Source organism: Thorsellia kenyensis, from assembly GCF_042432445.1.
Classification (GTDB): Bacteria; Pseudomonadota; Gammaproteobacteria; order Enterobacterales; family Thorselliaceae; genus Thorsellia; species Thorsellia kenyensis.
Window position 1 is genome coordinate 37,933 of sequence record NZ_JBHLXE010000048.1, and the last position, 12,895, is coordinate 50,827.

The window sequence follows — 12,895 nt, forward strand, 5'->3', positions numbered from 1 at the left end:
CAGTTTGAGGGAGTAGGTCATTTTTTTGACTTTAATAGTAGTTAAATAGTTTTAAAATCTAGAAGGAGTAACTTATACCTAATCGACCAGATATTTCTTCAAAACCATTACTACCATGCTTACTACTGATATCAATGTGTGAGGATAGTCTTGATTTATAATCTAAGGAAACTCCAAAATTAATGTCTAGAATATCAGCAGGCCTATCAGAGTAATAAATAAGATCATTTAATTTTACAGAAGCATTAACATTATCATGTATCCAGTTTAAACCTACATTACTTTTAAAATCAGTTCCATTTGCCATGTTATAACTGTATTTTATTTTCCCACCTAAGCGTGTTTCAATTCCATCCGTGGTCGGATGCGTGATTACTGTGCCATTTGACTCCGTAAAATCATCCGCTGAAAGGTATTTATAAGTTAACTGTGCTTCTGGAACTAGATCAACATATGTATTCCTTTGTTGATAAAAATTAATGGGATAACCGAACTCTAAAGACGAAGCAAAATTGTTAGAATCATATTTTTCTGTTCCAGATAAATCTTGACCTCTTACTTCATTTTTTGACCAGCCAACTTGCATCCAAGTATCTAGATAGGCTGGTTGGTTTTGCGACAAACCACTAAATTCAAGCGTTCCATAAGCCCCTAGACGATAATTATCTTGATTTGTGTTCGCAACAAAACGGGATATACTATTAGTGTTACTCGAATGTGATTGACCAATTGCACCCATAACCCCTGCAGTATAACTATTATCTTGGTCAGTTGTTAAATGAATTAAGTCTCCACCCAATTGAACATAGCTATGATAAAAGCGTTGTTCTATTTCATTTGCAGCTTGGCTATCAGTTACCCCACCAACAATCCGTCCCCAAATATTAAGTTCGCTATTATTAGGTTGTTCATTTTTTATAGCATTCGATTTGATACTGTTAACCCGGTCATGGTAGGTCATAATAGTATTAGCGTTCGTTATATCAATATTAGCAAGATACGCACCTATTTCAGGTCGTATCGCCCTTAAATCAGATTGTAAGAACCAGTTTTTGTCTACTTTAACTAATTGATAGTCATAACTTCCAGCGACGAGACGTGACGCTAAACTAAATGTACCTACTGATTCCCCTGTGACAGATATTAATTCAATCCCTTTATCTGTCTGCGAACCTCTACCACCTTTATTATTTACAAAAACAGTGGTATGACCTTTAGTATTACCTAAAATATTTAATTTGTCAGTTTTCGAATTATCACCGTCAAGTACAGTGTTAAAAACTAAATCACTACGAGCTTCATAGTTACCACCCACATTCAAAACGTTTCCTGCTTTGCTACCAGCTAAAGATATCGTATTAAAATTATATAAATCACCATCAATATTTAGAGTTTGTAATGCTAAATCAGTTTTTCCTGAAGCATCTCCAACATAAAGAATACCTTCATTAATAACATCTCCATCTATTACACCATAACCACCCGCAGACCCACTTTCGGTAATTGAAAGTGCGCTAATCATAGCATCTTTAGAATCCAAAATTAAAAACCCATTTTCTACATTGAATGAACCTAGATTTGAATAATCCGATTTAATTCGTAAAATTCCCTCTCCTAATTTGTTTAAATCACCTTCACCAGAAATATTGGCATTCAGAGTTTGATCAAGTGCTTTAACAAAATCAAAAGCAACTGTACCCAAATTATTAACCGTAGCATTTCCAAGGTTATTCAAATTATTTAAAGTTAATCTACTTTTCCCATCTACATTAAAGAGCCCCTCGAACGATTCACTATTTTCTGTTAGGGATACTTGACTGCCATTCAAATCAATCGTTCCATTGCCTGATAATATATTATTAATTAAGGAACTACTGCCATTTAATTCTAGTTTAGCCATTTCACTAATGTTTAATATTCCAGAACCTATTTGACTTTTGCCTGACAGTACTAAACTAGCATCATTGTTAAGATTAATATCAGCGCTAAGATCTTCATTTTCGCTATTGATGCTGACTGAACCACCTTGAATATTTAATACACCAGCTCCCTTCATATTCCCATTGACTATTTGTTCAATAGAACTATCTGCAGCACCTGCATAAGTTAGCGTACCCCCATTCAAATCAAGCGTACTTCCATTTGCAGTAAATAGTCCATTAATTAATTGATCATAGCCCCCCAAATCTAAATAACTCATTTCTTCTAGGATAACGTGTCCAATTTTACCTAAACTATTATCAGCACCAAGTTTAACACCACCATGAGAAATCACAGTATTTCCCTCGTAGCTGTTCAGGCTGTTTGCGATAGTCAAAATACCATCATCCCCTCTGAGATTTAGGTTGCCAGCACCTTGTACCAGAGCTCCCAATGTTTTAGATGTACTATTGCTTGTGGAAATAACTAAATCGGTTTTAGTAATTAATGACTTAAGAACATAGTCAACAAACAGACCTGCTTTACCATTAGCGCCAGCATTAGCACTAGAAACAGCTTCATAAGAATATTCCGCACCAATATCATTGTTACCAAAGCCATCACTCAAATTATCAATTGTCGTAGTATCAACCGCTAGACCATTCACCAGTAAATCAAGCATGACACCATCTTGAGAGACATTATTTGCTAAGATTAATTGAATTGCATCACCATCCGCTGTATTTTGGTCTAAGAATGATTTATCACTAATAGCCGTATCAATACCTGTTGTATCGAGATTAACAGTGCCTATATCTACATCACCGCTATTCGCTCCATCTCCTAAATTCAGTGTATTCACTGTCAATAAGAATGCTTCAGTTGTATTAGCAAAAACAGAAGTGAAAATTCCGCCATTTAACGTTAAATCACCTATTGCCTTATAACTATCATTAATCAAATTAGTACCTGAATTAATTTGTAGATTAGCTTGGCTTAAAAATGAATTATTTGTATTATTAAGCGTAAGTTTGAGGTCGGTTAAGCCTATTGTACCTTTAAAGTTATGGCCCTTATTCGCTAAAATATTGAGTTCTGTCAATCCTTCAACGTTTTGCCCACCAAAAATATCGAGTAAACCTTCTCCTTCAAAACGATTTGAAAGGGTGAATTTTTCTAGGTTATCGGCCAGGTTAAAACGTAATTCCCCATTTAAATTGACTAATCCTGTTCCAAGTGCAGGTTCAGATGATAGGGTGTTTATAACTGCCGATCCTTCAATAAGCCAATTACCTTGAAAATCATCATACTGTCCGTTAAGTGTAATATTGTTACCCACTATTTCTGTAACTCCGACACCTGAAATGACATTTGAAAACTCTTGATCACTAAAATTTAACTTTAACAAGGAATTATTCTGAATTGCTCCTGTTCCAGCAGACTTAGCATTATTGTCAATTGAAATCCCACCACTTTCTTCAGCTATGTCTATCCCTCCAGCAAAGGTGTTATTGACATTTGTTAGAGTGATTAATCCCTCTCCTGATTGTGATAGTTTACCTAAACCACTGAGGTTATTTTGCAACTCAAAGTTATCTGAGCGGTTAATTTTAAGCAGCGAAGAGTCACTATCTAAGAAAATATTACCTTTGACAGAACCTGTTTGACCACCATTACCTAATTGAATTGTACCAGCAAATAAATTTGTTATTCCTTCGAATGTATTATCATTTGTAAGGATTAAGGTTCCAGCTCCATACTTATCTAAGTTTCCTGAACCCGAAATCACATTTTCATATGTTATCCCATTTAGTTCATTTGTTTTAAAACTCAACTGACCATTGTTTTCTATATCACTAACATAACTACTTGAAGAAGTATCATGTCCAATAGTTAACACACCAGTTTCTTGGATTGCTGTTTTACCTTTAAATGTATTTACACCAGTTAAGGTAAGATTACCCCCTAATAAAAATTGTCCTTCAGAGCTGCCTGATAAAGTGCCCGAAAAAACATTTCCCTGACCAGTTCCATTTATGGTAAGCTCGCCTTTACCTATATTGAAATTTCCTGAACCTGAAAGCCCACCAATAGTCTGGCTTGTTTCAGATAAATTTAATGAACCTCCATCCTTTAATTCAACAAGGCTAGTCTTTCCAAGCGCATTATTAGCGCCTAGCATTACAGTAGTACCCTCTATTAATGTTTGACCTGTATAATCGTTATTGGCATTACTGATTTGTATTGCATTTTTTCCTTGAAGAGTTAGATTTCCTTCTCCTGTTACTTTCGCGATAAGATTATTAAAAACTGAATTAGATGAATCAATTATTAAATTTGTTAAGGATTCAAGTTTAGTGAGTTGATAAGTAACATATAATCCTGCGTCTATTCCTTCAGCAAAATTGTTATCTGCAGCCACTGAGATATATTTATAAGTAGCATTGATATCATTTCCTTTGTCATCTTTGATAACAGCTTCTTGAGGCTCGACAGCTAAGCCTTCGATAAATAAATCTAGGAATTGACCTGGTGTTGAAACCGTCTCAGCATTTACTACAATAAATCCAGAACTCAAATCTAATGTATTTTGATCAAGCAAAGTGCTTCCGCTAACCCCTTCAGGAACCTCTAACGTAATTCCTTTTAAATTGAGCTTTCCTGTGTTAACTGGATCAACAGCTAGATTTTTCACATTTAATTCGTTTGCTTCTGTAGGGTTAATCATAGAAATGATTAATTCACCGCCATTGATATTTAAATTCCCAATGTTTGCGCCATTAACTGTTGACTCTGTAATTGAACCACTGTTAAGGGTTAAGGTCCCGTTTTCAATAGCTGATCTGTTTGTAAGATCACTTAAATCAAAATATGTATTGTTTAGCGCTAAGGTCCCAGTAAATTCGTTAGAAGCTGGAGAAAATGTAAACATGTTCTTATTCAAGTCTACATTTAAATAGCCATCACCTTTAAGTCTATTAGCCCAAATAAGATTTTCATCTTGTGATAGGTCTAATCTACCGGCCAAATTAACCGTGCTTGCACCTATTTGGTTGTAAGAGGTAACACCTAAACTTGCCTCTTCTAAAATATTTAATTGTCCATTAAAGGCTGTGTTATCCGCATTAAATGTAATACTTTTCCCTTGTACATTTACTGTTCCAGAAGAAGATAAAGTATTATCAAATTTCATATTATCAAAATTAAGTTCGAGAACCCCATTAGTAGAAATACTAATATTGCTAGTACCAGCGGCATCTGATTGGGTTAATGCAAGCGTACCATTATTGATAACCGTATCTCCACTGAAAATATTGTTATTAGTTAAGCTGATACGCCCATTAGTATTGACAGAAATCCCCCCTTCCCCTTCAATGAAGTTATTGAAGTCAAGGTCACTTTGATTATTGAAATTTAATTTTGCAAATTTATCTAATTGTACACTTCCAGATAAATTGCCCTCATTCAATAAAGTTAATTGCTCAAAAATAGTCGTTTTGCCTGAATATGTTTGTGCTTCAGTTATGGTTAGATCTTTTATTTCTACATTACCAGAGCCACTAACTACACCATTATAAAAAATTGGTCGGAGGCTATCAAAAATTACTGTGCCATTATTTACAATATCGCCTAGGTAACTTACTATATTATCAACACCAAAACCTAGATTGAATTTGGCACCTTGATTAATTAGTGTTGTGCCTGTAAATGTTTGTTCGCCAGTAATACCAAACTCCCCTCCTGCAATTATGAGAGAACCCGTATCCCCACTAAATGAACCAATAAAATTAGTGCCAACAGTTTCTTGACCATTTTGAATTAGCAATTCACCTGAATCGATATTTACGTTACCAGAACCAGCTAAACCATTTAACGAAAGGGAGTAACCATTTATTTCTAACTTAGTCCCTATCCCCATGTTTAAAAGTGATGTAGAGCCTAGCACATTATTTCCACCTAACCTGACTGAGCCCGCAGTTAGCTTAGTTTCTCCAGAATAGCTATTATTTTCGTTTGTAATTATTAATGGTTCCTCATTACTCGCGATGATTTCAATACCACCTACACCTGATACTAAAGCATCTAACGATTTACTAGCACTTGTTATAGAATTAAAAATAATATTAGAATTAGACACTAATTCTTTTAGTAAATATTCAACATAAATTCCTGAGCCACTGACGCTGCTATTAGATGTAACAGCTGTATAATCGTAAATTGCAGTTATATCATTATTCGTTCCATCAGAAACACCATTAAATTGCTTACTAGTATCTGTAGCATTTCCATTTACACTGAGTGTTATTTGTTTTCCATCATCTAATACAGAACCAGCTTTTACAAGAAGAATTCCCTTATTGCCTACTTGACTATCTTGATCTAAAAAATTACCTGCTAGAGGGGCATCTGGCAGTTGACTAACGTCTAAATTAACGTTTCCTGCTAAATCAATTCGGCTAAGCTTTTGATTAGTAATATCAAGAGAATTTACTGTTAATACGGGGGATGTTGTTGGACCAGAAAATATGAAATCTAGTTCACCGCCACTTAAGCTCAAATCGCCTATCTTAGAATTAGCGGATATAATTCCCACTGAATTATTTGATAAATTCAAATTTGAATTAGCCAATGCTATTTGATTGTCATTCTGATTTAAAACTATTCGGCTATTCATTAACTCATAAATACCAGTGAAAGCCCCCCCCACATTATTTGTAAAAGCGAAGTCCAATGGTACGAGAGAATTTTGATTGATTTTAACTATTCCATTACCAGTCAAGCTATAACCTAATTGACTGCTATTATTTAAATTTAATAATCCATTATTGTCTATAGACGCGAAAGCTAATTTACCGAAGACATTATCAGATGAAGAAGATAATATAGCTCCCTGTGCAATTGACCATATTCCTTCAAAATTAGCATTACCTTTTTCTACTAAAATATCGCCATAAATATTCACTCGACCTTGCCCTGCTACAGAATTATTTAGCGTCCCAAATAATTCATTTGATAAATTAAGTGAGGAGGTTCCATCTAATGAAATAAGACTATTACCTGTATTATTTAAATTAGCAAATGTTAATTGCGAATTTTTTTCTACATTTATGTTACTAAAATTTATTATTTTTTGTTCTTCTGATAAAACTAAGTTTGACTGCGATGTCAGATTAAGTAAGTTTGATCCGTCTCCCGCATCAAGTGAATTGAAATAAGAGTCTGCTGTGAGATTTGAAAAAACGAAGGAATCGTCACCAGAGCCAGTTTGAAGATCAGTTAGATTAAATTTACCGTTGGTAAAAATTTGGTTATTGCCGGCACCTAAATCTATCATCCCTGTAATTGAGGCATTTGAACTTAATCTAATTGTATCGTCTTCATCTCCCATTAAAACACTATTCAACAAAGTACTGTTTTCATTAAGAATTAGACTATTATCGCCTTGACCTAAATTAATATTTAAATGGCTTAAAGTCCCATTAGCTAAAATAACACTATCAGCCAAATTTCCAGTAACTAAATTGCCCTCTGAAGAAGAACCTGCGTTAAATAGTAGGTTATTTTCTCCAGAATTTAACTTAATATTACCTAAAAAGTCAGAATTAGAACCAAAATTCAACGTATGCAAATTTCCAGAATTTGCAATAACTTCACCATTTAAAGCATTATTTATATTAAGGGTGCTCTGATTTTGGTTATCTAATAAAATATTGCCTGAGAGAGATTGATTTAAATTAAGTGTTTTATTAGAGGTACCTGTTAATCTTATGGCTGTACCTGTACCGCTTGATATATGTAAGTTTGAATCTATAGATGTTACTTCTGATGCACCATCAGTAATTACAAGGCCAGAACCAGTCACATTGTCAGCAATATTAATACTAATATCTTGATCTATTTTTTGTCCGCTGGCTAAAACAATACCTTTACCATCACCAAAAACATTAATGACTAAATTTTCAACTATCCAATTTGCTATATCTTGGGTTGTAATATCAATACCTGTAGCAAAATCACTTACATTTATTTTAGTATTTGATAATTTAATACTACCGATATTTTCTAACCCTTTTGCCGTTCCTGATATGTCAAGAGTACTATTTAATAAATTAAGAACTGATGATCCTGATTTAACAATACTCTTACTGCTAGCATTAGAATTATTAAGTGTCAAATTAGATATAGTAACTTCGCCTGCTGTACTGACATTTAATCCTGTAGAGCCAGAACTTAAATTGATTGTACCGCCGTTTAAGTTTAAATTAGACTGCCCCAGAATGTTAATCGCATTACCACTGATTGCATTGATTATACCCCCGTCCATATTAATATTTGTTTCTCGAGGAACAGTAGTATTAATAGATAGACCATCAATCGAACTATTAATGGTTCCTAAGTGATAAATATTAAATGGGTCCCCTGAACCAGAACTTGTAATATCGATGCCTTTTTTCGCATTTATAATAGAATTAGTATCATTCAAAATGAGAACTTGTCCGGTTCCATTCATGTTAAGTTTAATACCATTAGCATTAGTAGCTTGTAATATCGCATCACTGCGAACAAATACATCGCCTCCTACACCTTTATTTTTTTGGACAAATATTCCTGCATTATCTGAGCCGGAATATCTTAAGGTTGAACCTGAAGCAATATTATAAATTACATCCCCATTACTTGCGGCTCCATTTTTTAGTCCTCCAGTAGCATCACCGCCGAGGTTACTGATACCGTGACCGACTACAGCCCCACCTTGAAAATTACCAATATCAAGTTGAACACCTGCACCAAAGCCCTTATTAGGATCGTATGATCCAATTTTAAGTCCATTATTAACAAGACCAAAAATATTTTGTGGCGTTAATAATTTAATTTTAGCACCATCTTGCATTATATATTTATATGCATCATTGTTGGCAATTGAACCTAGTGTAAGAAATGTAACCTGGGCTGAAAAATTGGCATTACTTTCAAAATTCATAACATTAAATTCATTAGGTGAATTTGACCAAAAGATAGTGTTGAATTCACCAGCTGCACCATCAGAGAAAACAGAAAAATCCCCAGTAAACCTTAGAGGCCCGCCTTCAACAATTTGATGCCCTATTTTTAGAGTAAATTTATCCATTTTTTCAATATTGCCAAAAACCACTTCTGCAATACGATTACCATTGATGTTACTACCTTGTTGGCCCATTACTGCATACATGCTATCTGTAAAACGTTTAATATCGTCAAATATGACATTAACACCTGTAAATTGACCAACATTAATCACCCAAGTATCACTTGCTGTACTAGAAGTTAATTCATTTATATTTTCAAATTTAAATGATCCTAATTCCTCACCCCAGACGCTACTAGTATTACCATTTATATTAAAATCAAATAAGCCGGTATTTAGAGAAAAACCATTACCATCAATGACTATATTCTTTCGGCCAGACTCGATCATTCTTACATTAATATCAGCATTCAAAGTAATATCATTAGCTAATACTATCCTTGTGGCCGAACCTGTTGTGCTTAACGCATTGCTTAATTGAGTGCTATTAGAAACCACAGTACAGTTTGACTCCACAAGGCAATCCTGTGCAGTTATAGCATTTGCTCCCATGGGTAAAGCTGTAGCTAAAAGTATTCCTGTAAGCAGTCCTACTTTAGTCAAACTTGTATTATTCATCCCTCTTTCACTTAAACTGCCGTGAAAATTTGATTTAAAAGAGTTTTTACTTGTTACTTGTGATTTAATAAATTGAGCAATTTTGTTAAGTTTCATCTTATAACGACCTTAATTGATTAGTGAGTAAACAAGCCAGTATATAAATTGATAACGATCAATTTATAAGCAATTATTTTTCAATAAATTATGTTTACTAATAATTTATTTCGCTGTCAGCAAAAGCATTTAAAGCTATAAATGCCAAAACAATTAGTTACACAATATTACATTTATACCAGAAAAATAAAAGGCCTTAAAGTAAAACTTTTAGGTTTATTAAAATTTATGAGTATTGTCATAGGTTTTCTATCTCTTATCTATTTCTTACCTGAATAAGTAATATCATAAAGCCAGGGATTAATTATTTCGATAAAGTCTATTTTAGTTAAATATATTCAGACAATATTTCTGAATGATGATTTATAAATCGTTTAGCCATTAATTGTATAATGAACTAAAAAATTGAATTTAAAACTTTTTACATTTGGGCTATTGCCTAAGATCTAGTCACTATCGTTATTGGTGTATTGACTTTACGCAAGATTACAACATAAAAATGTAAATTTATTATTTTTTTTGTAAGTAAAATACATTTATTTACAAGTGTAATTTTATAGGCATTCAAAAGTTAGTCATTTTGTTTATATATCTTTCGAATGTCCCCTCGCTCTTTTTGGATCACGTTCTTAAATATCAGGAGCGTACCTATCGAGTTTATCCAACAAACAGTTTTAAATTATCAAAAGTAGCCCTATTGCATAAGTTAATGATAGATCTACAATCGTTAATCTTCCTTTAGCTTTTTATCTTATATATGTCAATTTATGCATTGCTTTTAACTCCACGTTCAACAAGATATTTCTCAGATAACGCACCTCGAGCCGTTTCATACTAACTGTTGCTAGCCGATGTTGCTTACCTTTTCATCATCACAAATAAAACATATGAATTTCTTAATGATTTGCTTCACAGGAAACTAAGCTGATCCCCCATCAAAGTTCCTATTATTTACTATTAATGATTTTTTAGCCTACTGATTAAAAATATATGCGAGATTAAAATTTTTAATATAAAATACCCATTTGTATTTAATAAAAATTTTACAAAAGAAATCTATTGCTAACATTTTAGTTATAGAATTCACACTTAAACCACAATTGGAATATTTACAAATAGGTTAACGATGATGTCCGAACAACATACAAGAATACGTCTTCTCCCTCGATTAATTTTTGCAACTCGTTGGTTGCAATTCCCTCTGTATCTAGGGCTAATTGCAGCGCAATGTGTTTATGTCGTTTTATTTGGTAAAGAGCTCTGGCACCTAGTGCACAATATTACAAATTTGAAAGAAGCTGATGTGATGCTCATGGTTCTTGGGCTTATCGACGTTGTTATGATTTCAAATCTTTTAGTGATGGTCATCGTTGGTGGTTACGAAACATTTGTTTCTAAACTGGGCTTAGATAGTCATCCAGATCAACCTGAATGGTTAAGCCATGTCAATGCGAGTGTCTTAAAAGTAAAATTGGCCATGGCTATTATTGGGATTAGTTCTATTCATCTTCTTAAAACATTCATTTCCGCTTCTCAATTAGGTAGACTGCCTTCTTGTACTTCAGAAATTACTGTTAATTGTGCCACAATTACCTCTGAAGGAATCATGTGGCAGGTTATTATCCATGTTATTTTTGTACTTTCTGCCTTAGGCATTGCATGGACTGACAAATTAATGTCCCATGCTTATCACAAATAAATAGTCTGTTCTCTCCTTATTTTTATTTCGTTATTAAAATAAGGAGACATCCTCGATTCGCCTATGTAAATTACTCTCAAATTTAAATATCTTATAAACTTTCTATTATTTTCTTGAACCTGAATTTATGAAAATATTCCTCTAGAATCGTTTATTTCATTAACATAAAATCTACTGAAATATTTGATATCCTAATTGATTAACTTCAATTCTACTCAAAAATGAAATATTGCTTCTTATTTTATGTGATTTATCATTTAAGGATAATGCTTTTGCTAGCTGCATGTTATAATATAATTATTTAATTGTTTTCATTTTACCATACAGAGTTTATTTGATATGCCTGCGTCCTCTAAACGTTTTAATTCTTTAAACGATCATCAGTTAGAAGTTTTAACCTCTGTTTTTAAAGAATATTCAAGTTTCACTTTAGAAACTTCACTAACAACTGATTTTTTAATTTCTGAAAATTGCCTCCTCAACTGCTCTATTGATGAATCTTTAGAGCTATTTTTAAATTTCCACTTCCCTTTTGCGTGGCAGGCTGGTTTTTTAAAAATGAAAGAACAGCTAGAGCCTCTTTTACTACATAAACTCTCAATACCATCAATAAAATGGATTTATAATAGCCAAGTACTCATCCATAAACCACTTACTCATGTTAAAGGAGTAAAACATATTATTGCTATAAGTTCTGGCAAAGGAGGTGTTGGAAAATCTAGTACTGCAGTAAATCTGGCTGCAGCTTTATCCGTTCAAGGGGCAAAAGTTGGTATTTTAGATGCTGACATATACGGCCCTTCTATTCCTACTATGCTGAGTATGGCTGATGCTGATTTAACCTCTCTTGATGGTAAGCTGATGGAACCTGTAAAAAGTTTTGGCCTCGTAACTAATTCTATTGGGTATCTATCTAAAGGAAATGATGCAATGATTTGGAGAGGCCCAATGGCAAGTAAGGCTCTAATTCAATTATTACAAGAAACAAACTGGCCAGATTTGGATTATCTTATTTTAGATATGCCCCCTGGCACAGGGGACATACAAATTACCCTTGGCCAACAGATTGAGTTAAGTGGTGCAATCATTATCACAACCCCTCAGGATATTGCGTTATTAGATGTTAAAAAAGGTGTTATGATGTTTAATGAAGTTAAAGTACCTTTATTAGGTATCATCGAAAACATGAGTTGGCACACCTGTGAATCATGCGGACATGAATCACATCCATTTGGAATAGATGGCGCAAAAAAAATTGCAGAAGAATTTAAATTACCTTTACTGGCCAATATCCCTTTGGATATTGTTCTTCGTGAAGATTTAGATGCTGGATGTCCAACAACAATAGCTAGACCAAATCATCGCATAACAGAAATCTTTACCAATTTAGCTGCGCGAGTTGCTGCGATGACTTATTCAAATTGCGCAAAAAAACAAAAAAAAGAAATTCCTTTACAATTTATTGATGCTTCAAAATAGTCAATTAATCTATTACA

3 protein-coding genes are annotated in these 12,895 nt (G+C 33.5%); 2 read left to right on the forward strand and 1 reads right to left on the reverse strand.

What is annotated here, in order from left to right; translation table 11 throughout:
* Positions 1 to 58: 58 nt before the first annotated feature.
* Positions 59 to 9,700 (reverse strand): autotransporter outer membrane beta-barrel domain-containing protein, encoded by a 9,642-nt coding sequence (locus tag ACFFIT_RS04880; protein WP_385876529.1) that lies wholly within the window; start codon positions 9,698 to 9,700, stop codon positions 59 to 61.
* 1,126 nt (positions 9,701 to 10,826) lie between these two features.
* Here ACFFIT_RS04880 and ACFFIT_RS04885 point away from each other — a divergent pair.
* Positions 10,827 to 11,399: a TIGR00645 family protein gene (locus ACFFIT_RS04885; protein ID WP_385876530.1), complete on the forward strand. Its 573-nt coding sequence runs from the start codon at positions 10,827 to 10,829 to the stop codon at positions 11,397 to 11,399.
* A 339-nt stretch (positions 11,400 to 11,738) separates the two neighbouring features.
* On the forward strand, positions 11,739 to 12,878 hold the full coding sequence (gene apbC / locus ACFFIT_RS04890) for an iron-sulfur cluster carrier protein ApbC (RefSeq protein WP_385876531.1): 1,140 nt from the start codon (positions 11,739 to 11,741) through the stop codon (positions 12,876 to 12,878).
* Positions 12,879 to 12,895 lie beyond the last annotated feature (17 nt).

What these genes read in the sequence shown, in the direction of transcription:
- apbC (WP_385876531.1), top strand. Translation starts at nt 11,739, where the DNA reads ATGCCTGCGTCCTCTAAACGTTTTAATTCTTTAAACGATCATCAGTTA.
- ACFFIT_RS04880 (WP_385876529.1), bottom strand. Translation starts at nt 9,700, where the DNA reads ATGAAACTTAACAAAATTGCTCAATTTATTAAATCACAAGTAACAAGT.
- ACFFIT_RS04885 (WP_385876530.1), top strand. Translation starts at nt 10,827, where the DNA reads ATGATGTCCGAACAACATACAAGAATACGTCTTCTCCCTCGATTAATT.